This window comes from Kluyvera sichuanensis (genome assembly GCF_014218705.1).
Classification (GTDB): Bacteria; Pseudomonadota; Gammaproteobacteria; order Enterobacterales; family Enterobacteriaceae; genus Kluyvera; species Kluyvera sichuanensis.
Window position 1 is genome coordinate 206,323 of the sequence record NZ_JABBJF010000001.1, and the last position, 21,433, is coordinate 227,755.

Annotated in this window: 22 protein-coding genes; 15 read left to right on the top strand and 7 right to left on the bottom strand. The window is 58.3% G+C overall.

The genetic code is table 11. The annotated features are described in order from the left end of the window. Positions 1-61: 61 nt before the first annotated feature. From HII27_RS00980 to HII27_RS01010, 7 genes are all read left to right on the top strand, one after another. Positions 62-886 (top strand): ABC transporter ATP-binding protein, encoded by an 825-nt coding sequence (locus tag HII27_RS00980; RefSeq protein ID WP_185666109.1) that lies wholly within the window; start codon positions 62-64, stop codon positions 884-886. Then, positions 886-1,902 (top strand): FecCD family ABC transporter permease, encoded by a 1,017-nt coding sequence (locus tag HII27_RS00985; protein ID WP_185666110.1) that lies wholly within the window; start codon positions 886-888, stop codon positions 1,900-1,902. Before HII27_RS00980 ends, HII27_RS00985 begins: the two co-directional genes overlap by 1 nt. Next, positions 1,899-2,951 (top strand): FecCD family ABC transporter permease, encoded by a 1,053-nt coding sequence (locus HII27_RS00990; RefSeq protein ID WP_185666111.1) that lies wholly within the window; start codon positions 1,899-1,901, stop codon positions 2,949-2,951. The genes HII27_RS00985 and HII27_RS00990 overlap by 4 nt, the downstream gene beginning before the upstream one ends. 8 nt (positions 2,952-2,959) lie before the next feature. Beyond that, a complete protein-coding gene (locus HII27_RS00995; protein WP_185666112.1) occupies positions 2,960-3,910 on the top strand; it encodes an ABC transporter substrate-binding protein in 951 nt (316 codons plus the stop codon). Further along, complete coding sequence (locus HII27_RS01000) at positions 3,907-4,809, top strand: MurR/RpiR family transcriptional regulator (RefSeq protein ID WP_185666113.1); 903 nt, start codon at positions 3,907-3,909, stop codon at positions 4,807-4,809. Before HII27_RS00995 ends, HII27_RS01000 begins: the two co-directional genes overlap by 4 nt. A gap of 649 nt (positions 4,810-5,458) precedes the next feature. Beyond that, on the top strand, positions 5,459-6,334 hold the full coding sequence (locus tag HII27_RS01005; RefSeq protein ID WP_185666114.1) for an NAD(P)-dependent oxidoreductase: 876 nt from the start codon (positions 5,459-5,461) through the stop codon (positions 6,332-6,334). 18 nt (positions 6,335-6,352) lie between these two features. After that, positions 6,353-7,225: an oxygenase MpaB family protein gene (locus HII27_RS01010; protein ID WP_185666115.1), complete on the top strand. Its 873-nt coding sequence runs from the start codon at positions 6,353-6,355 to the stop codon at positions 7,223-7,225. Here HII27_RS01010 and HII27_RS01015 read toward each other — a convergent pair. Further along, complete coding sequence (locus tag HII27_RS01015) at positions 7,189-7,929, bottom strand: metallophosphoesterase family protein (RefSeq protein WP_185666116.1); 741 nt, start codon at positions 7,927-7,929, stop codon at positions 7,189-7,191. The two genes, HII27_RS01010 and HII27_RS01015, sit on opposite strands and share 37 nt — an antisense overlap. 112 nt (positions 7,930-8,041) lie before the next feature. Between HII27_RS01015 and HII27_RS01020 the strand changes: the two genes are divergently transcribed. Beyond that, on the top strand, positions 8,042-8,917 hold the full coding sequence (locus HII27_RS01020; protein WP_185666117.1) for a LysR substrate-binding domain-containing protein: 876 nt from the start codon (positions 8,042-8,044) through the stop codon (positions 8,915-8,917). A gap of 105 nt (positions 8,918-9,022) precedes the next feature. Here the strand turns inward: HII27_RS01020 and HII27_RS01025 are convergent, their stop codons facing one another. After that, the gene (locus HII27_RS01025) at positions 9,023-9,163 is read right to left on the bottom strand and encodes a hypothetical protein (RefSeq protein ID WP_112205122.1); all 141 of its coding nucleotides are present in this window, start codon (positions 9,161-9,163) and stop codon (positions 9,023-9,025) included. A gap of 253 nt (positions 9,164-9,416) precedes the next feature. Between HII27_RS01025 and HII27_RS01030 the strand changes: the two genes are divergently transcribed. Continuing rightward, on the top strand, positions 9,417-9,623 hold the full coding sequence (locus HII27_RS01030) for a glycogen synthesis protein GlgS (RefSeq protein ID WP_185666118.1): 207 nt from the start codon (positions 9,417-9,419) through the stop codon (positions 9,621-9,623). A gap of 70 nt (positions 9,624-9,693) precedes the next feature. On the opposite strand, the gene HII27_RS01035 is transcribed toward HII27_RS01030, so the two are convergent. The 4 genes from HII27_RS01035 to HII27_RS01050 all read right to left on the bottom strand — a co-directional run bounded on the left by HII27_RS01035 (position 9,694) and on the right by HII27_RS01050 (position 14,769). Continuing rightward, positions 9,694-10,884, bottom strand: coding sequence for an MFS transporter (locus HII27_RS01035; RefSeq protein WP_185666119.1), 1,191 nt, complete (start codon positions 10,882-10,884; stop codon positions 9,694-9,696). Next, entirely contained in the window at positions 10,881-12,128 is a 1,248-nt protein-coding gene (gene pepT, locus HII27_RS01040) for a peptidase T (RefSeq protein ID WP_185666120.1), read from the bottom strand. Before pepT ends, HII27_RS01035 begins: the two co-directional genes overlap by 4 nt. Before the next feature lie 240 nt (positions 12,129-12,368). After that, positions 12,369-13,670 (bottom strand): uracil/xanthine transporter, encoded by a 1,302-nt coding sequence (locus HII27_RS01045; protein WP_185666121.1) that lies wholly within the window; start codon positions 13,668-13,670, stop codon positions 12,369-12,371. A gap of 145 nt (positions 13,671-13,815) precedes the next feature. Then, positions 13,816-14,769, bottom strand: a complete 954-nt coding sequence (locus HII27_RS01050; RefSeq protein WP_185666122.1) for a LysR family transcriptional regulator — start codon at positions 14,767-14,769, stop codon at positions 13,816-13,818. A 142-nt stretch (positions 14,770-14,911) separates the two neighbouring features. Between HII27_RS01050 and HII27_RS01055 the strand changes: the two genes are divergently transcribed. The 3 genes from HII27_RS01055 to HII27_RS01065 all read left to right on the top strand — a co-directional run bounded on the left by HII27_RS01055 (position 14,912) and on the right by HII27_RS01065 (position 17,218). Beyond that, positions 14,912-15,439 (top strand): NAD(P)H-dependent oxidoreductase, encoded by a 528-nt coding sequence (locus HII27_RS01055; protein ID WP_185666123.1) that lies wholly within the window; start codon positions 14,912-14,914, stop codon positions 15,437-15,439. A gap of 17 nt (positions 15,440-15,456) precedes the next feature. Then, positions 15,457-16,440: an aldo/keto reductase gene (locus tag HII27_RS01060; protein WP_185666365.1), complete on the top strand. Its 984-nt coding sequence runs from the start codon at positions 15,457-15,459 to the stop codon at positions 16,438-16,440. 106 nt (positions 16,441-16,546) lie between these two features. Beyond that, positions 16,547-17,218, top strand: coding sequence for a carboxymuconolactone decarboxylase family protein (locus HII27_RS01065; RefSeq protein WP_223883130.1), 672 nt, complete (start codon positions 16,547-16,549; stop codon positions 17,216-17,218). Positions 17,219-17,231: 13 nt separating this feature from the next. On the opposite strand, the gene HII27_RS01070 is transcribed toward HII27_RS01065, so the two are convergent. Continuing rightward, positions 17,232-18,137, bottom strand: a complete 906-nt coding sequence (locus HII27_RS01070; RefSeq protein WP_185666125.1) for a LysR family transcriptional regulator — start codon at positions 18,135-18,137, stop codon at positions 17,232-17,234. A 168-nt stretch (positions 18,138-18,305) separates the two neighbouring features. Here HII27_RS01070 and HII27_RS01075 point away from each other — a divergent pair, with 168 nt between their 5' ends. The 3 genes from HII27_RS01075 to HII27_RS01085 all read left to right on the top strand — a co-directional run bounded on the left by HII27_RS01075 (position 18,306) and on the right by HII27_RS01085 (position 21,360). Further along, positions 18,306-19,148 carry an SDR family oxidoreductase gene (locus HII27_RS01075; RefSeq protein WP_185666126.1) on the top strand — a complete coding sequence of 281 codons (843 nt, stop codon included), beginning with the start codon at positions 18,306-18,308 and terminating at the stop codon, positions 19,146-19,148. 53 nt (positions 19,149-19,201) lie between these two features. Beyond that, a complete protein-coding gene (locus HII27_RS01080; RefSeq protein ID WP_185666127.1) occupies positions 19,202-20,428 on the top strand; it encodes a multidrug effflux MFS transporter in 1,227 nt (408 codons plus the stop codon). A 176-nt stretch (positions 20,429-20,604) separates the two neighbouring features. Beyond that, complete coding sequence (locus HII27_RS01085; RefSeq protein WP_185666128.1) at positions 20,605-21,360, top strand: hypothetical protein; 756 nt, start codon at positions 20,605-20,607, stop codon at positions 21,358-21,360. The last annotated feature ends 73 nt before the right edge of the window (positions 21,361-21,433 follow it).

Below are 21,433 nucleotides of genomic sequence, written 5' to 3' on the forward strand. Positions count from 1 at the left end.
GAATGAGATTTATTTAAAGTGCAGAACGATACCACGTCGTTGCGGCCGGAGAGAAAGAAACATGCCACAGCGGCAACAAAACGCCCCTCAGGAACGCGGGATAGTGCTGGAGTCCCTTTGCGCCGGTTACGGCAACCAGCGCATCGTTGATAACATCAGCCTGACCATCCCCGTCGGCAAGATGACGGTGCTGGCGGGCGCCAACGGTTCCGGTAAATCCACCTTACTCAACACCATGGCGCGGATGCTCAAACCGCTGGGCGGCTGCGTGCGTCTGGACGGCCAGGATATTCACCAACAGCCAACGAAGCAGGTCGCGCGCCAGCTCGGCCTGCTGCCGCAGTCGCCGCTGACTCCGGAAGGGCTCACCGTCTTTGAACTGGTCTCGCGCGGGCGTTACCCGTGGCAGGGGCTGATCCGTCAATGGTCGACGGACGATGAACAGGCGGTCGAGACGGCGCTGCGTCTGACCGGCACTCTGGAGTTTGCGCATCTGCCGGTCGACAGCCTCTCTGGCGGCCAGCGTCAGCGCTGCTGGATTGCCATGGCGCTGGCGCAGCAAACCGCCACCATTCTGCTGGATGAACCGACCACCTGGCTTGATTTACGCTATCAGGTGGAAATCCTCGAACTGCTCCAGCAGCTTACCCGCGAACACGGGCGCACCGTGGTGACCGTGCTGCATGACCTCAACTTCGCGGTGAATTACGCCGACACGCTGATTTTTATGAAGCAGGGGAAGATTGCCAGCATCGTGGATGACAGCGCGCCTTGCACCGCCGAAATCATCAAACAGGTTTTCGACGTCGACGTGCATATGTTGCCTAACCCGCAAACTGGAAAACCGCTGTTTATGCCGTTCTGCGCCCGCCCGGAGTCTGCCTGATGGCGACGCAGAGCCTGATTCAACGGCCAAAAACGGTTCGTCCGCTGTGGGCACTGCTGCTGGTTAGCAGCCTGTTATGTCTCGGCGCGATTATTCATCTCGGGCTTGGCGCGCGTGCCATTGCCCCCAGCGTAGTGGTTGATGCGCTGCTGCACTACGACCCACGCAATTTTGACCACCGCATTATCATTAACCTGCGCCTGACGCGGCTGCTAGCGGCGCTGCTGACCGGCGCGGCGCTGGGCGCTGCGGGGCTGCTGCTGCAAACGGTGATTCGCAACCCGCTGGGCGAACCGCATATTCTCGGCCTCAACGCCGGGGCTACGCTGGCGGTGGTGGTCTGCTCTGCGGCGGGGATCTCCTACGGTGTGAGCCGCCCGCTGGCGGCGGCTTGTGGGGCGGCGGCGCTGTTTGGGCTAGTGATGCTGCTGGCTTCAGCCGGGCGCGTTGGCGCGACGGCGATGAAAATTACCCTCTGCGGGGTGGCGCTGTCGGCGTTTGCGTCGGCCGTCACCGCGTCGATTCTGATCCTTGATGAACAGACGCTACAGGCGATGCGTACCTGGCTTGCGGGGGATCTCTCCGGCATTAGTCTCAGCACGCTACAGATTGCCAGCGTGCCAGCTCTGCTTGGGGTGTTGATGGCAGCGTTGCTCGCGCCGCGCCTCAACATTCTGGCTCTCGGCGACCGGGTGGCCAGCGGGCTTGGCGTATCGGTGGTGCGCACCCGCGTGCTGGGGGTGATTGCCATCGCGCTGCTGTGCGGTGCGGCGGTCTCGGTAGCCGGGCCGATTGGTTTTATCGGACTGGTGGTGCCACACGTTATTCGCCGCTGGGCCGGGCAGGATATCCGTACCGGGCTGCTGCTGGCGTTGCCGACCGGGGCGTTGCTGCTGCTGCTGGCGGATATTCTCGCCCGCTGGCTGCTGGCGCCGCAGGAACTGGCGACCGGGGTGATGACCGCGATGGTCGGTGCGCCGGTGTTTATTGCGATTGCGGTGAGGTTCTTTAAATGACGCGAGCAGTCACCCGCGCGGGTTTTCGCGCTGTCACAATCGGCCCATTACGTATTTTGCTGCGCCCCCGATTGCTGAAAATCGCCGCCGCGCTGATGACCGTGATTTTGCTATTAGTGGTTTTCGGCGTCACGCGAGGCTCGCTGCCCATTCCCGCCAGCGCCATTGGCCGCGCGCTGTTTATGCCAGAGGCGTTAAGTGCGCAGCAGGTGTACATCGTGCGCGACATCCGCTTACCCCGACTGCTGATGGCGCTGTTCTGCGGCGGTATGCTCGGCCTTGCCGGCGCGGCAATGCAGTCGATTACCCGCAATGGCCTGGCCGACCCTGGATTAATTGGTGTGAAAGAGGGAACCAGCGTGGTGGTGCTGACCCTCATCCTGGCTTTCCCCGCCGTGAGTCTCGCCTGGCGGCCGCTGGTCGGCATGCTCGGCGGTGTGCTGGTGGCGCTGCTGGTCATCGTACTGGCCCGTGACCTCTCGCGCCCGCGCTTTATTTTGATTGGTATCGGCGTGTCGTGGGCGCTGTCGGCGGCGATGGGGCTGTTTATCACGACTGCTGATATCCGCGATGTGCAGACGGCGATGACCTGGCTTGCGGGCAGCCTGCACGCTGCCACCTGGTCGCTGCTGGCGGTCGCGGTGGTATGGGCGCTGCCGGCGGTGCTGATCCTCTATTTGACCGCCAGAGCGGCGGACGTCGCGCTAATGGGCAACCAGGTGGCGAACGGGCTTGGGGTGCGGTTATCACGCCTGACGCTGCTGCGCTTCTTCGCGCCGGTGCTGCTGACGGCGGCGAGCGTCTCCTGCGTCGGTAGCCTCGGTTTTGTCGGGCTGATGGCACCGCATATGGCGCGCTTTATGCTGCGCGGCGGCCAGGTCGCGCTGCTTACCGGTAGCGCCTTGATTGGCGCGCTGCTGGTGTTGCTCACCGATACCCTCGGGCGGTTGGCCTTTGCGCCGCTACAAATTCCGGCAGGGATCATCATTTCGTTGATTGGCTGTCCCTTCTTTATTTTACTGCTGTGGCGTCGTCGCGACGCATTGTGAGGTTCAGGATGACCCTACGTGGGCTAATGTCAGTGTTGTGCCTGTTTAGCGTTTCGGCGTTTGCACAAACGCACCCGTTTACCGACGATCTGGGCCGCGTGGTTCAGGTTCCCGATCACCCGAAACGTATCGTGTCGATGCACGATCTCGATATTACGATTCCGCTCATCGAGCTTGGCGTGCCGCCTGTTGCCAGCCACGGGCGGACGCGTCCGGACGGTAGCCACTATCTGCGCTCCAGCGCGATGCTGACCGGCGTCGATTTTGATAACAGCGATATTAAGTTTATTGGCACCGCGGATATTGACCTCGAAGCGGTGGCAGCAGCCAAACCAGACCTGATTATTACCGAACCCAACCGTAACGTGCCGATTGAGCAACTGGCGAAAATCGCTCCGACGGTGAGCATTGACCATCTGCTCGGCAGCGCGCCGCGTATCTACAGCAAGCTGGCCGAACTGACCGGCTCACAGGCGCGGCTGGCACTCCTTGAGCGCCGCTATCAGACGCAAATCGAACAGCTTAAACAGACCATCGATACCAATAAGATCACCGTATCGGTGATTCAGGCCAACAACGGCAAAATCACGGTACATCACTCTTATCATTCACTGGGACGCGTGCTACGCGATGCGGGCTTCCGTTTCCCGCCGATGATTGAAGGTATTCCCGACGGCCAGCGTATTGACGTGAGCGCTGAGCAGTTGCCGGAGCTGGATGCCGATTTCCTGTTTGCCACCTGGCGCTCGGACACCGGCGGTAAACCGCAGGATGAACTCAACGATATGGAAAAAGTGATGCCGGGCTGGTGCGACTTTATGCGCGCCTGCCGCACCGGGCATTACATCCTGCTGCCGCGCGACGAGGTTATCTCTAACTCTTACGCCTCGTTGAACCTGCTGGTGGCGGAGGTGCAGTCGCAGATTGCCGGCCGTCCATTGCCTAAGGAGGCAAAATGAGCCAGACGGTGATACGTAAAGAGAAGCGTCGGGTTGACCTGTTCGGCGAACGCCTGCGAAGCCGCACGCCTCAGCTTTCGCCGCGTCTGCTGGCGGTCGCGCACTGGATTGATGACAACCGCGAGGCGGTGCTCGACCACACGGCGATGGAGATTGCCGCCGCCACGCAAACCTCCGATGCCACCGTGGTACGCGCCATCCAGGCGCTCGGTTTTGCCGGGCTGCGCGACCTGAAGCAGACCATGCAGCACTGGTTTGGCCCGACCATCACCTCGTCGGAAAAAATGGCGTCGACGGTTGGGGCACTGACCAGCGACGTTAACTCCAGTATCGATTTTGTGCTGGAAGGGCACCAGCGTGCCTGTGAGATGCTCGCCAGCACCAGCAACCGTGCGGCGATAGCCCAGGCGGTGGCGTTGCTCGGCGATGCGCGTCAGGTCGCGCTGTTTGGCATCGGCGCGTCGGGGATTCTGACCGAGTACACCGCGCGACTGTTCAGCCGGATTGGTTTGCCGTCCTGCGTGCTTAATCGCACCGGCTTTAGTCTCGCCGAGCAGCTTATTGCGCTGCAGCGCGGAGATGTGCTGATTATGATGGGGCAAAAATCGCCGCATCGGGAAGGGCTGACGACGCTGCGTGAGGCGGAGCGGTTGGGTATTCCGACGATTTTGCTGACTCAGGCTACCGATTCGCGCTTTAGCGATATGGCGCAGGTGGTGATCCACGTTCCGCGTGGGGAGAATGGCCGCGTGCCGCTGCATGGTACGGTGATGGTGTGTCTGGAGATGCTGGTACTGTCGGTGGCATCCACCCACTCACAGCGGACGCTGCGTTCGATGAAGCGAATTAATGATTTGCATAAGGCGATTGGGAAGTCTGGGGGACGGAAAGGGGGGTAGCGCGAGCGTTGCTAATGCCTTCGTTCTGAGTTGCATTCAGGCTTATCACTCTGTTGCGCTCTCTTCCAGCGGTAGCCATATAAACTGCACTGGCGCAGAGAGCGCGCAAGGGGCGGCCAATCGCCGCTGCGCGGTTCCCTCAGCCCACATCCCTGTGGGCTGACCCGGCCTACGGGAAACGCTTCGGTGATTTAGACGCCACCAAAAACCGTGCGGTCTTTCAGTTAACAGCAATAACCAGTCTTTCTGAAACCGATGAGTCCCCGTTGGAAATCGGCGAGCCGGAGAATGGAAGACAAGGTCAGGACGCCATGGATGGCGGACTGAGGCGAACCGAGACAGGGATGTCGAGTTTCGCCGTGCCGCAGGCTGGAGTTCGTAGGCGAGCGCAGTGCGAAGCACCGATTTCCCTGCGGGGCCGCGGGGATTGCGAAGGGGTGCGCGGCCGCACCCCTTGGCCCGTTCACCGGTGATGGAACTTCATATTCCACCTAACGTAAAGTGAACGGAACCTTTCACCAAACTGACATGTATCCAGTTTTGTTATCAAAAAGTTTCAAATAAGAAGGGCGCTTAACCATTAACCAGTTGCTTTTCTGCCGAATAATCATCACGCTACCTAAAAGACCGACCATCTGAGGAGAGAAACATGAAGGCACTGCCCGCGGTAGCGGTACTGGGTTTAGGCGCGATGGGGCACGCATTTGCCGCCAACCTGCTCAAAAAAGGTTTCACCGTATACGGCTGGAACCGCACGCCGGGTCGCGGCGACGATCTGCTGTCTGAGGGCCTTATCGTGCGTGAAACTGCCGCACAAGCGGCAAGCGACGTGCAGGTGATTATCGCCATGCTCACCGACGGTGACGCCACCCTGGCGGCTATCCGCGCCGTTGCACCATCCTGTCAGCAGGGGGCAACCTTCTGCCAGATGGGGACCATCGGCATTCAGGAAACCGCTGATGCCATCGCGCTGCTCGAAGCACTTCGCCCCGATATGCTCTACCTCGATGCGCCGGTTTCCGGCACCAAAGCCCCGGCGGAAAACGCCCAGATTCTGGTAATGGCCAGCGGCGATGCGTCGCGAGCGGGCGACGCACAGCAGGTCTTTGACGCCATTTCTCGCGGCACCCAGTGGTACGGCGACGCGGGCAACAGCCAGAAGATGAAGCTGGTGATCAACGCCTGGCTTATCTCAATGATGCAGGGCGTGGCGGAAAGTATGCAGCTTGCCAAACAGTTTGGCTTCACGCCGGGCCAGCTGTGGGAAACGCTGGAAGGCGGACCGCTGGCGGCGCCGTACGTCAAGGGCAAGCTGGAGATGATCCGTAAAGAGGACTACACCCCGCAGATGCAGCTTCAGCATGCGCTCAAAGATGCGCGTCTGGCGCTGGAAAACGCTCCGCAGGGCACCATGCCGATGATGGCCGATATCGTCGATATGTGGACGCAGGCATCGCAGGGCGGGCTGGCCGAGCAGGATCTGGCGGCGGTATACGCCTGGCTTGATAACGCGCGTAAAGCGTAAGCCTGAAGGAGAAAGCGCATGGAGTGGCTACGCCAGCGTATTGAACGTCAGGTGCTAGGCCTGACGGGGATTGCGCTGAATGAAATCGACTTCGAGCATCCTGCCGGAGAACCGGGGCTGTTCGGACCGCAGTCGGCTATCTGGCCGGTGCACGGCGATTTCACCTCCATGCTGTGCGGCGGCATCAGCGCGTTATTACTGCAGATGCTGCACCCACTGGCGCTGGCCGGTGTGTGGGATCACTCCTCGTTTCGTGACGATATCTTTGGCCGCCTGCGCCGTACCAGCCAGTTTATCTCAGCCACCACTTTCGCCACCGTTCCAGATGCTGAACGGCTGATTGCCAAAGTGAAAGCGATTCATGAGCGGGTTAGCGGGGTAGATATCGACGGGACGCCGTACGCCGCCAGCGACCCGGATCTGTTGACCTGGGTTCACGTTGCGGAGTGCAGTTCGTTTATGGCCTCCCATCTGCGCTATCGCCGTGTAGTGGTGAGCCCGGCAAGGCAGGCGCAATATTTTATTGAGTCCGCGAGTATCGCCGAGCGGTTGGGTGCGCGTAACGTGCCAAAAACGCCGCAGGCAGTGGCGGACTATCTCGAGCAGATGCGGCCTCAGCTAAGATGCGATGAACGCACACGAGAAGTCGCTCGCGTGCTGATGACCACCCGTCTGCCGGGGCGGATGGCACAACCCGCGGGCACGATTCTGATGAAGGCAGGGATTGACCTGCTGCCCGACTGGGCGCAGGAGATGCTGGATTTACGTCTTAATCCAGTAGAGCAGCGACTGGTACGCGGTGGTGTGCATACCATTGCCGCTGTTTTGCGCCGCTCGGTGCGCAACGGCGCTTATCACTGCGCGATGCGACGCATGAGTTCATCGGCATAATAATCCGGTACTTCACTGTCGCGGATGGCCTGTGCCACCAGCGCCACATCGTACTGCACCGTTTTGACCATCAACGACAACTTCCCTTCACGAATTTCGCCTGATAACCAGCTTGCCTGCGGCTGTCCCGGTTTAATACGCCCTACGGCGCCAGGGTTGGCGAACAGTAACGGCCGTCTCGTACCTCTGTCGATTTCCCGCACGCAGGCAAAGTGGGTATGTCCGCAAATTAACGCGTCGACGTCGTGCAATTGTGGAAAGGCCAGCAGCGTGCGTGCGCTGGTATCGGCGTACAGATATTCCGACAGTGAGCGCGGGCTGGCATGCACCAGCAGAATTGGCAGCGGCAGATCCGGGCGCAATGTATCGGGAAGCGCTTGCAGCCAGCGGCGGTTTTCCTCGCTAAGAACCCGTTTACTTAGCGCAATGGCTTCGACTCTGGCATCCCGCTCTTCGGGGCTGTGCACTGCCATGGTGGTCACCGGTTCATCGCAGGCCACCCGCTGGTCGTGGTTTCCTCGTAGCACTGGAATCTGCCGCTCACGCAGTCGGGCGATAACTTCATTTGGCCAGGGGGCGAAATCGACAACGTCGCCAAGGCAGAAGCATTGGGTAATGCCGTGGTGGTCAATATCGGCGAGGACGGCATCAAGCGCCGGTAAATTGGCGTGAACATCGCTAAAAATGGCAAAACGATACAGCATGGTCGGCATCCGAAAAGGTTCGTATAGCCACTAGCATCGGCGTTCTGGCAGCCTTGTTCAATCCAGATGCTTGCCGTTATTATTAGGTAAAACCTAACAATCAGGAGCGACCATGGAGCTGCGCCATTTGCGTTATTTCCTTGAAGTGGCTAACACCCTGCATTTTGGTGCGGCGGCGGAGGCGCTCGGTATCGCCGTGCCAACGCTCTCCGTACAGATAGCCCAGCTTGAGCGTGAACTGGGTACGCCGCTGTTTGTCCGCAGCCAGCGGCGGGTGCAGCTTACGCAGGCGGGTGAGATTCTGCGCGACGAGGCGCAGGCGACGCTTTCGCAGGCCGAGCAGGCGAGGGCGAGGGTACAGAGTGCGGCGCGGGGTGAGCGCGGGTATCTGCGTGTCGGATACGTGTCATCGACGTTAATGTCCGGGGTGCTGAGTTCGCTGTTTAATCACTATCGCCAGCAGTACCCCGACGTCGCCGTTGAGGTTAGTGAACTGCCGATGGAGGGGATGGCGGCACTATTGGTGGAGGGGAAACTGGACGTCGCGTTGGTGCGCGGGCCGCTAGCGTTGCCCGCTGAAATAGCCCATCTGGCGCTGCATCATGACCACTTTTGCCTGGCACTAAGTGACGGTCATTCGTTGGCACAGACAGCGGAAATAGTGCCGGAAAGCCTTCGTCAGCAAACTTTTATTCTGCCGGAACAGCGCTCCGGCACCGTTGAAGTGGCAAAACGCGGCGGCTTTACTCTTGAATACACCCGACGGTCCGGGGCGCTGACGGAGGTGCTGGCGAACGTTGCGCTGGGCAACGGCGTGGCGGTGGTTCCGGCGGTGATGGCGCAGACCATCAATCTCCCCGGCGTGTGCTATCGAGAGATTGCCGGAGAGGCGATCCCATCTGTGCTGTGGCTGCTGTACCGCAAACGGGAACGCACCGCCGCGATTAAAAAGCTAGTAGCGCTCGCCAAAGAACAGATAGCGGATTGATTTAACGTGACGTTGTCACGAATCAGTAGCCCGGCCGAGCGCAGCGACGCCGGGAAAGACTCCCGCTCCATATAAAAAAACCGGCCCTCAGGCCGGTTTCGGTTATCAGATTTTGCAGGCATCGCCGCAATCATCGTCGGCGACAATCGCCTGCGCTTTCTTGTCCGCATCGTCAAGACGTTCTGCGTTGCGCTCTTGCGCCTCTTCCAGCCCATCAAAGACCAGATTATCGAGATCAATTTCCATCGCTCACCTGTACTCACTCTGTTCTACAATTGTCACAGTATATTGCAAAAATGTTGATTGATGTACCCGCATATGGACCCGCACGCGTATTCAGCACGATCCGCTCGTGAAGAAAAAAGGGAAATGGCTGAAGTGTGACGGCGCGCGACTGGAATGCGCACGCAGTGTTCAAAAAGTAACTGATAACAGGCGAATACTGGAAACAGTAGAGCATATAGCCTTGAAAACGAGTATCAGACCGGAGGGATATGCAATGCAACAACAGGATCAGCAGGCGTTAATGAACTTTGATTTTTTGGCCCGCAGTTTTGCCCAAATGCAGTCGCGAGGCCGCCCTGTCGATATTTGCGCGGTAACCGGCAATATGAACGAGCAGCAAAGAACGTGGTTCTGTGCGCGGTATGAGTTCTACCGAACGCAGGCGGAAAGCGCGAAGCGGCAGCTACTTGAAGTGTGTTAATCGTTAACGGGCCGGGTGGCCCGTTTTTCATGATAAGCGGGCACAATATCGTGCCCGTTGTTGTTTCTGATTATCGTGCTTTTTTGGGAAAGACCAGCAGCGCCACAATCGGTGAAACCACCATCAGGGCGAAGACGTAGGTAAAGCCCACGGTAAAGCCGCCGGTCAGGTCAACCGACCAGCCGATAAGCTGGCTGTTGATGGTGGCCAGCAGGAAGGTGCAGACCCAGAAGGTGGACATAGCGTAGGTGACGGTCTGCGTGGTGGCGTTTTTGAGCCCCTCTTTGGGAATCGAGAAGATAAACGCAAACCAGGTCGCAAAGATACCGCCGGTCAGGAATGAACAGACCAGGATCACCATGTCGTTGGTGGCGAACAGCATGGCAAAAGTCGTTACCGCCATAAAAATACTGGAGATAAACAGCCAGTTTTTATAGTGATAGCCGCGGTTTTTAAAGTACGGCCCCACCAGCGCGCCGAGCATAATCCCCACCTGGTTCACCGTGCCGCTCAGATGCGCGTGCGAGTCTGCCGGCAGATGCGCATATTTGGCGTAGTACAGCGGCAGGAAGGTGAACATAAACACCATCATGATCATCGCGCCAGCGTACTGGGCAATCATCCCCCACACGATGCGGCTGAATATCGCCTCTTTCAGCACCGCCATCTTGCTTTCACGACTCAGGTTCGCCGCGTGCTGCTCGCTGCGTTCTTCGTCGGTAAAGCACAGCATCCACACCGCGCCCAGCACCAGGGTAATGACCCCGTAGGCCGCCAGCAGGTTACGCCAGCCGCCGAAGAAGGTGGAAAGATAGCCCGCCAGCGTCAGGGCAATGATGGTGCCGATGATGTTTGAGGTGCAGTTGATGCTATTCAGGGTGGCCGCCATCTTGTTATCGAAGAAGCGGGCCACCGTTGGCACCAGCGACACCAGACATACCGCGCCGCCGAGGCCGCCGAGGAAGCGAATAATCAACAGCAGGGTGAAGTTATCGACAAAGGGAATAAAGACCGACACGCCAATCATCACGCAGCCCAGCAGGTATGATTTGCGCGTTCCCATGCGGGCAACCAGCACGGCAGTGCCCACGGCACCGACAATCTTGGCCCACAGAATAACGTTCGACATCAGCGCGGCGTGCGACACGTCAACGTTGAAATCAGCCATAATCTGCGGCATCACCGAGCCGGTGGTGGCCCAGGCGGCGCCGAACACCATGTAGACGGCATAGAGTACGAATTCAATGGTCCACTTTTTCACGCGCGAACCTCACCGGTGCTCAGTTCCACCATCTCCAGCAACATTTCAGCGGCCAGACGCAGAGATTCGACGGGTAAAAACTCTTTGGTCGAGTGGAAGTTGTGCGCGCCGGTAAAGATGTTGATGGTCGGCAGGCCTTTCGGGGTGATCACACTGCCGTCGTAGCCGCCGCGCATCAGCAGCGGTTTTGGCGTAATGTCGAGGTTATGCATCGCCCGTTTGACGTTTTCCAGAATCTCCGGTGATTTGTCGAGACTCGGCTTCACGTTGTCGTAAATATCATTCAGCGTGATGGAGATGCGCTCATCGCCCCAGCGCTGTTTGAGGTCTGCCACAATCGCCTGCAGCGTGGATTTACGCTGCTGATAGCCGTCGATTTCAAAATCACGGATAGCGATATCCAGCGTGGCGTTGGCAGTATCACCGGTCAGCTTATGCGGCCAGTAATAGCCTTCGCGGCCCTCGGTGTGCTCTGGGCGCTCTTTTGGCGGCAGGGCAGCAATCACTTCCGTGGCGATACACAGTGCGTTCACCAGCTTGCCTTTCGCGCTCATCGGGTGAGCGGTGGTGCCTTTAACCGTAATCTGTGCGCTACCGGCGTACCAGTTTTCAATCACGTATTCGCCGACGCCGCAGCAGTCGAGGCAAATGCCGTAGTCGGCGTTCAGCGCTTGCACGTCCAGCGCTTTTGCTCCGCGAATGCCAATCTCTTCATCCGGCAGCAGCACCAGACGAATATCGCCGTGCGGCACCTCCGGGTGGGCAATCAGGTACTGCAGCGCTTCGGCACCGGCAGCGATCGCCGCTTTGTCATCGGCGCCCAGCAGGCTGGTGCCATCGGTGGTGATGAGATCCTGGCCGATGTAGTCCAACAGTTCCGGGTGGTTATCCGGTGAAAAACGTTCGCCGCTGCCCGGCAGGACGATGGCCTGCCCGTCATACTGGTTCACGCGAATGGCATGGGTATCGCCGGTATGGTCAGGTGCGGTGTCGAGGTGCGCGAAGAAGACGATAGAAGGGGCGTTGGCAATATTCGCCGGAAGCGTAATGGTGGTGATAGCGTGGTTGTTTATATCAACGGTAACTGCCGAATGATGAGCAAATTGATTGGCGACGTGTTGTGCGAGTTTAAATTGATTATCACAACTCGGTAAATTCTGACTGGTGGGAACGGAGGTGGTGTTAATTAAGGTATATTCGAGGAATGTTTTTGTTATTTTGTCGCTATCAATACGTTTTTTCATTACGATTAGCCTATTATTTGGTTACGTAAAGAAACACTTTATTCACATCTTTGCGGAAGGGATAAAAAGCTTCTTACCGTTCTCTCTTATGCAACAGGAAACGCTTGCGTTATGTGTTTTTGAATTAATCACTTGCCATACAACTATACTTATTAATAGCACATTACGCTGGCATGTAAAGCGGTGAGTGAGGCAGAAAACGCATGTACTCCCCGAAGGCTCGGGGAGCGGCAGGAACAATTATTTAAAACGATCCCACGGAATAATATTATCTAACAATACGGATAACAAAATCCCCATCAATAAGCCATTACTTAACAATGGACGAATGGTGAGCGGTACATCCTGTAAATATACCGGCGGAAGGTTCATTAAAAATAGCCCAATAAATAAAGGTAGCGCCAGGCGATAGATATTCCGCGAAGTGAACTTCACCTGCTGGCTAAATACCAGACTGGAATATAATAACGGCAGATAAGAGACCAGCATCACCGCGCTGCTAACACCTAACGGAATAGAGCAGAAAAAGCGGGTGAGTGGGGTCACCATGGCGACCAGCAGGAACAGCAGCGCACCGTAGAAAAAGGATTTTCGCGAGCTGTCGTTGGTTTGGGTTAACAGGCCAACGGAAGAGACAAAGGGCGAGAAAGGAATCACCGCCAGCGGCACGGTCACCAACGTAATCACCCCGGAAACCACAAAGCTGCGGCGATAATGCGCGCTGCTGGCAGGGCTCTGCGGGTAGAACACATCGGTACCGCGCACGGCGCCGTAGGTATTACTGATGTTCACCAGACCGGTGATAACCGCGGTGAGAATAATCCCTGGCGACAGCGTACCGTGGCTGCCCAGCGGGAACAGTTGCCAGTGCAGTTCACCGAAGGAGGTGGCCGACGCGCCAAAGCAGATGCGCCACACCAGCCAGCCGACGACCGTGCCAATCAGCAGGGCGTAGCGGGAAATGCGCGCAGGTAAGAAGATAATCAGGCCAATCACGAAGAACATAATGGCCGTCGAAATGGCGAACGGCGCAAGCTGCAGGCCGACGGTTGATTTGGCGATGCCAAACGGCAGCCCCAGCATCGCTTTAAAAAAGATGGTGGTGAGTTGCGCGCCCAGCAGCAGCATAAAAGCGACCATCACCGTCGGGGTAAACAGCCACGACAGGCGATTACCGAGGCCGCTGATGCCGATAATAATGGTCACTACCGCAGAGATGGCGATTCCTACCGCCAGGCTGCTGGCAATATCGTTCAGCGGCGTGCCACGCGAGGCTTCTGCCAGGGTGATGGTCAGAATGGTACCCCACCATAAGCCGGTTGGCCCTTCCATTATGGCGCGGCGGTGGCCGAAAAAGACCTGCAGTAAACAGGCAACCGCGGTGCTGAGAAACGCGTACTGGGTCAGCATCAACAGGCTGCTGTCGGGCAGATGGAAAGCGGAAACCAGCGTTGGTGGAACCACCACGGTATTGCAGAAAATAAAGAAGAACCACTGAAAACCGGACAACAGGTTTTCACGTTGAAACAGAGACTTCGGCATAGGGCACACCTGTAAATAAACGCTACTGTAGGCCTTTTTGTCGCCCGTCAGACATTTCAGGCATTAACGGCCTGAAAACGGGAATGAAATGCCGAAAATGCGGCATGAAATGCAATATTTGTGTGATGAATATATCTATTCTGGACTATGCCGCAAACTCCGCCAGTCTGGCCACAGGGAAATGCAGTCTGGGATCCTGGCGGAACGTCTCCAGCAGGTATTCGACGGTCGCTTTGACGCGCGGCGCAACCAGCGCCCGGTGCGGGTACTGAATCACCATTTCATAGCTACCGCTATCGTGTTGCCCGAAGAGCAGCGTTTTTAGCTGCCCGCTTTGCAGATGCGCCAGCGCATGGTGGACGCCAACTTGCGCAATCCCCAGACCCAGCAGCGCCGCCTGAAGCTGGGCTTCGGGGGCTGAGAGGGTAACAACGGCGGCGTCCGGTTCCAGCGTTATCAGGCTGCCATCGGGTGCGTGAAAGTTCCAGGGCGACACTTTGCCGCCGAGAAAGCGACGGGCGATCAGACGATGATGCCTGAGCGCGTCCGGCGTAGTGGGTACGCCACACTCCGCCAGGTAGGCCGGTGACGCTACCAGCACCATATTCAGCAGACAGACCGGGCGAGAAATCAGCGACGAATCGACAATGCGTCCGCCGCGGATAGCCAGATCGTAGCCATCGCGGACGATATCCGTCACCCGATCGTCAAAATCCACCTCAACGGAAAGGCCGGGATAGCGCTGACGCAGCCCCGGCAGGGCGGGCAGCAATTGTTCGCGCCCAAAGGCTGCGCTGGTGGAGATGCGCACATGCCCCCGCGTCTCCATTTTCCCGGCTACGACCGTATCGACGGCGGTATCCAGTGCCTCAATGGCGACGCGCGCCTGTTGTAAAAAGGCCGCCCCTTCCTCGGTCAGGCTGAGCTTGCGAGTGGTGCGGTTCATTAAACGAACCCCCAGTGCCTGCTCCAGCCCGGCGATATTTTTACTGATGGCGGCGGCGCTCACGCCCTGAAGCCGCGCGGCGGCGGCAAAGCTGCCTGCATCGGCGGCATCGATAAACGAAGTAATGGCGCGCACGCGCTGAGAAAGGTCCATGTCCGGTTCCGATAGCAGGGGTAATGGCCTTTATTATTAACCTTAGGTTGAAAGTACATCAACCATAAGGCTTATTAAAGTTAGCAATAGGTCGTCGCATACTGCGTGTCATTCGAGATAAACACGACAAGGTCATCGACATATGAAAACGCTGGTGGTGGTTTCCCATCCTTATTTCTCACAATCCCGCGCGATCCACGCGCTGCAGCAGACCGCCGAAGAGGCGGAAAACGTGACGGTACGTAACCTGGAAGCGCTGTACGGTGATAACCCTGCGGCCATCGACGTGGCGGCAGAGCAGGCCGCCTATGCGGATGCCGACCGGGTGGTGTTCCTCTATCCTACCCACTGGTTCAACCTGACGCCGATGCTCAAAGCCTATTTGAATGCGGTCTGGACCTACGGCTGGGCCTTTGGCCCCGGCGGCGAGGCGCTGAAAGCGAAACAACTGCAAATTGTTACCACGGCGGGGGCGAGCGAGTTCACCTATTCTCATGACGGGCTGCTCAACAGCACCATGGAAGAGGTGCTCACCCCCATGAAAGCCAGCGCCCGCTACGTGGGCATGGGCTACCGCCCGCCGCTGGCGTTCTATGAGGTGGCGGCCCGTAACAAGGACAAGCTGAGCGAGTTCCAGGCGCGGTTTGCCGCCGAACTGCGCGCGGCATAACCGTAAGGAGAGGCATGATGATAAAACGTCAGTTAGGGCAAGGGCTTGAGGTGTCGGCGCTGTCGCTTGGCGCGATGGGCTATGGCAAAGCCCGCGAGCTACCGGACCGCGAGCAGATGATTGCGCTGATTCGCCATGCGGTTGAACGGGGGATGGATTTCTTCGATACCGCCGAAGTGTACGGCCCCTGGACCAATGAACGGATGGTCGGTGAGGCGCTTGCGCCGTTTCGCCATCAGGTCAAAATCGCCACCAAATTTGGCTGGGATATCGATCAGCAGACCGGCGAGCATCGCGGCGGCGTCAATAGCCGCCCGGAACAGATTCGCCGCTCGATAGAAGGCAGCCTGAAACGTCTGGGGACCGACTATATCGACCTCTACTATCAGCATCGCGTTGACCCGGATGTGCCGATGGAAGAAGTGGCCGGTACGGTACAGGATCTGATTACTGAAGGAAAAGTGCGCTGGTTTGGCATGTCGGAAGCCAGCGCTGAATCTATCCGACGGGCCCATGCGGTACAGCCGCTGGCGGCGCTGCAAAGCGAATATTCCCTGTGGACGCGTGAGCCGGAGCGTGAAATTTTGCCGACGCTGGAAGCGCTGGGCATTGGGCTGGTGCCTTACAGCCCGCTGGGCAAAGGCTTTCTGACCGGAAAAATCGACGCCACCACGGTGTTTGACAGTAGCGATATTCGCGCCCATACGCCGCGCTTTGCTGATGCTGCCCGCGCGAGCAATCAGCAGCTGGTTACGCTTATCCGCCAGATTGCCGACAAACATGCCGCCACCCCGGCGCAGGTGGCGCTGGCGTGGCTGATGGCACAGAAACCGTGGATCGTGCCGCTGTTTGGTACCCGTAGCCAGATCCGCTTTGAGGAGAATATTGGCGCGCTGGAACTCACGCTCGACGCGCAGGACCTCAAACAAATTGCCGATGCCAACATTGAGATTCAGGGCGAGCGCTATCCGGCTGAGGTGCTGCGTTTCTCTGGCCGGTAGTGACGGTATTCATGAAACTGGCTCATAGCCCAGTTCTGATTTCACCGGCTAATCAACCTAAAGCCAACGTCTTATACTTATCCCATTTACCCGTTTATACGGGAGCCTGCGGGCTCCCTTCGGAGAGGCATTGATGCAAAATCCATTAAATGATCGCCAGCAGGCGATGATTCCGATTGCCGCGCTGACCGCCTGCGGTGACATGACCAGACTGACCACCGCGCTGCATGAAGGGCTGGACGCCGGGCTGACCGTGAATGAAATCAAAGAAGTGCTGGTTCAGCTTTATGCCTACTGCGGTTTCCCGCGCAGCCTCAACGGCCTCGGCTGCTTTATGTCGGTGATGAACGCGCGCCAGGCGCAGGGCATTGTCGATGACGAAGGCAAGGCCTCCACCCCAGCGGCCGCGGGATGGGATAGCCTGGCCGCCGGGCGTGATACCCAAACGGCGCTGGTGGGCAGAACGGTGAGCGGGCCGCTGTTTGATTTTGCTCCGGCTATCGATACCTACCTGAAAGCGCATCTGTTTGGCGATATCTTCCAGCGCGATGTGCTGGACTGGCCAGCACGCGAACTGGCGACCATCTCTGCGCTGGCCGCCATTCCCGGCGCAGAAAGCCAGTTGAAAAGCCACTTTGCCATCAGCCACCATAACGGCATCACCTCAGAGCAGCTTCAGGCATTTATTGCCGTGCTGTCAGCGACATGCTCTTCAGACATGGCGGCTAATGCCAATGCGGTTCTGGCGCAGTTTCTTGCTGAAACCGCGAAGTCATAACGCTGCACCTGGCTTAATGCGCGAAATGTTCGCGCAGGATCTGCGTTAGCAGATCAAACACCAGCCGCACGCGGGCAGGGAGCAGCGGCAGATGCGGGCGAAATATATAGAGCTGCCACGGCTGATAGTTGAGCGCTGGCAGCAGATTCACCAGTTCGCCGCGCTGCAGGAACGGGCGCACGGTAATATCCGCCAGCTGGCTAACGGTGCGCCCGGCGAGCGCCGCCGCCAGCTCGCTGTCGATATCGAACGCGACAAACGCCGGATTGGCCGGGAAAAAGCTGTTGTCGTTAGCAAACTGCCACGGCCAGATGCGGCCGGAGTTGCTGTTGCTGAGCGCGCTTAGCGGGTAGTGAAGCTGCAGGGCTTTGAGGTCTGCGGGCTCGCCTAGCCGCTGGATTAACGCTGGCGCGGCGACAATCTGCACCCCGACCGGGCGGATCGTTTTGACGATATAGCGGTTATCCGGTACTGCGCCGATACGAATACCAATATCAATCTGCTCATCAATAATATTCAGGTGACGACCGGTGTTGTGCCACTCGATGGCAATCTCCGGATAGTCCGACAGCTGATGCAGAAGCTGGCAGATAATATCCCGGTTTTCAAACAGCGGGGGCAGAGTGATGCGCACCTTGCCTGCCATAGACTGCTCGTTGCGTCGCTGACCTTCGGAGAACAGCGCTTCGCTTTCCACCAGCAGTCGCTCAGCTTTGGGCCAGAACTGCTGACCAAACGGCGTAAGCTTAATTTGTCGGGTATTACGCAGAAACAGCATCTCGCCAAGCTGGCTCTCTAGTTCGGCGATGCCACGGGTAACCTGTTGTGGCGCGAGACCCAACTGAGTGGCGGCTTCGCGGAATTTGAGCGTCTGCGCGGCGGTACAGAAAATTTTCAGCGCATCAAGTTTATCGAGCATGGTGTGGCCTGATGATTAAGGGTTTACTGGCTATTATATCCAAAATTGGAATTCTGAAAGCAGGATAAATTCATATACTGGTAATAATCTGCGGCGGATAATCACGGCATCGAAACGCGGGGCGACAACGCCTGACGGCGCAAATATCAACGGTTAGCAGGGGGATTTATGGTTCAGCGGACATGGCTTATTACAGGCGTAAGCAGCGGTTTTGGTCGTGAAATGGCGCAGCAACTGCTGGCGCGCGGTGAACGCGTGATTGGCACGGTGCGCAGCACGGCGAAGGTGGAAGACCTGCTGGCCGCGTGGCCGGAGACCTTCAGCGCGCCGCTGCTGGATGTCACTGACGGCGCGGCGGTGCGTCAGGTGGTTGATGAGTCCTGGGCGCGCTTTGGCCGCATTGATGTGGTGATTGCTAACGCCGGGTACGGCCTGTTTGGCGCGGCGGAAGAGTTGAGCGACGCGCAGGTGCAGCAGATGATTGATACCAACCTGCTGGGTTCTATCCAGCTTATCCGCAGCGCGCTGCCGCATCTGCGTGCGCAGGGCGGTGGCCGAGTGATTCAGATCTCCTCCTACGGCGGCCAGGTGGCCTTCGCCGGAAATTCGATGTATCACGCCACCAAATGGGGCATTGAAGGTTTCGTCGAAGCCGTGGCGCAAGAAGTGGCGCCGTTTGGTATCGGAATGACCATCGTCGAGCCCGGCGGTGCACGTACTGAGTTCCGCTACGGCAGCGCGCAGGTTGCGACGCTGATGCAGGAATACGATGCGACACCGGCGCATAGCTTCCTTAAGATGCTCGACCCGGCGAACGGTCAGGCACCGGGCGACCCGGCGCGGATGGCGGCACGCATTATTGAAAGCGTGGAGGTCAATCCGGCCCCGCTGCGGATGGTACTGGGTTCGCAGGCGCTGCAAAGCACCATATCGACGCTGCGGGCTCGCGCTGCCGATTTTGAAACGCAGCAAGCGCTGGCGGCATCGACCGATTTCCCCGCTGGCGAGTAACCCCTTCACCGGCAGCACGCGTCTGCCGGTTTCTTCTTTTTTGTCAGGACATTATGAGCAGAACCGATCACTCCACGCCGAATAAACGCGCCGCCACCTCCGGGATCTTCTTTATTTTGATTCTCGGTGCGCTGATGGCATTTACCTCGCTTTCAACCGATATCTACCTGCCCGCCATGCCGATGATGGCTGCCGAACTGCAGGGAAACGTCGAACTGACCATTACCGGCTTCCTGATTGGCTTCTCGTTTGCCCAGCTTATCTGGGGGCCGATTAGCGACCGCGTTGGCCGTCGTATCCCGCTGTTTATTGGTATGGTTCTGTTTGTGATTGGTTCTGCCGGTTGCGCGCTGTCGAGCGACATGCCGCAGATTGTGTTCTGGCGTGTGTTTCAGGCGTTCGGCGCCTGTACCGGCCCGATGCTGGCGCGCGCAATGATTCGCGACCTCTATGCCCGCACCCGCGCGGCGCAGATGCTCTCGACGCTGGTGATTATCAGCGCCATTGCGCCAGTGGTGGGGCCGCTGCTCGGTGGGCAGATTGTGACGATCGCTTCCTGGCGCGCGGTGTTCTGGCTGCTGGTGGTAATGGGGGCGGCGATGTTTATCGCGCTGTGGTGGCTACCGGAAACGCTGCCGGGTGAAAAACGGCTGACCACGCCCATCAGCAGCGCGTTTGGCAACTATGCTTCGCTGGTGAAAAACCGCGAGTTTATGCGTTACACCCTGTGCGTAAGCTTTTTCTACGTGGCGGCCTACGCCTTTATCGCTGGTTCGCCGTTTGTCTATATCAGCTATTACCACGTTGACCCGCAGCACTATGGTTGGCTGTTTGCAGTCAATATTATCGGCGTGATGGCGCTAAGCTCCGTTAACCGCCGCTTAGTGCAGCGCCACCCGCTGCATACGCTGTTGCGGGTAGCCGCCTTTGTGGCCGCGCTGGCGACCGTACTGCTGGCGTTGTCGGTGAAAACGCATATTGGCGGTATGGTGGCGATGGTGCTGACCATCTTTATTTTCTTCTCGATGAACGGCATTGTCGCCGCAGCTTCCACCGCCGCCGCGCTGGATACGGTGCCATCGAATCTGGCGGGTTCGGCCTCGGCGCTGATAGGCTCGTTGCAGTACGGCAGCGGGATCGTCTCATCGCTGCTGCTGTCGGTGTTTAGCGACGGCACGCCATGGGCGATGGCCTGGATCATGATGGCCTTTACGCTGCTGTGCTTTGTGATGGTAATGAAAGGCAAAGGCGGAGAGCACCGCACGTTGGCGCAGGAATAAGCCTACGGAATATCCGGTTACATATTGATACGAAAATGGTTGCGGCGGCTTATTATATTCTGTTTTGTATATGATAATGATGTTATATCGTAACGCCAAAATCCGCATCCGTTTGCCATTCCTGCTATTACCAGATGTGTTGCAGCCGGGTAGGCGAAACCATTGGGAGCATCAGGGTGTCATTACCACCGCTATTGCAGAATAAGGCGCCGCATCCGCGCCTGTTTTTGCGTCTTACCATTGCTAGATTTTCCCTCTACGGCGTACTGCTGCTGGTCGGCCTGATTTACGCGTTCCTGCTGTTAATCGCAGGAACCGGCCTCTGGCTACCCACGTTCCGACTGCTGCTGGCTATCGTGCTGGTGGCGCTGGCGTTTGTTGATAACGCCATACGCTATGAGAGCCCAGCCCCTGCGGCGCAAAGCGATGAAGCCCCCCCAGCGAGGCCGCGTCAGTTACTCCCTCCTGCCATACAGAGCTGGCTTAACTATTTCCAAAACCACCTGGCGCTGACCGCGGTGCTGTCGCTGCTGGCGATCTTTTTCGCCGTTTCCGGCCTCGCGGACCGCAGCCCCGCCAGTGAAGCCGACACGGCGATAAGCCGGGTCATCCCCGGCATTCTACTGGTCATCAGTTTCGGCCTGCTGGTTATCGAACGCACCATTGGTTTTAAGACCATCCGCCACTGGCGCTACCAGCAGGAATATGTCGGGCTGACGCGCGTCATGCTGAGCCTGTTGCTCCTGCTGTCCGGGTCGCTACTGCTGGTCACCTACTCGCCGATGCTGACGCTGTGGCTTATCAAACTGGGCTGCCTGCTGGTGCTGCTGGTGGCATTGGAATATTTCCTGCGCGTGCTGATGGTGATGGCCACGCCGTTGCCGCAGGACACCGATCCCCGTTTCCTGACCCGTAGCCTGCTTGCCGCTTAGTATCGCTGGCCGCTACGCCCGCTGGCTTTCGTTCTCGACACGCTGGAACAACGCTTTGGCATCGATCTACGCC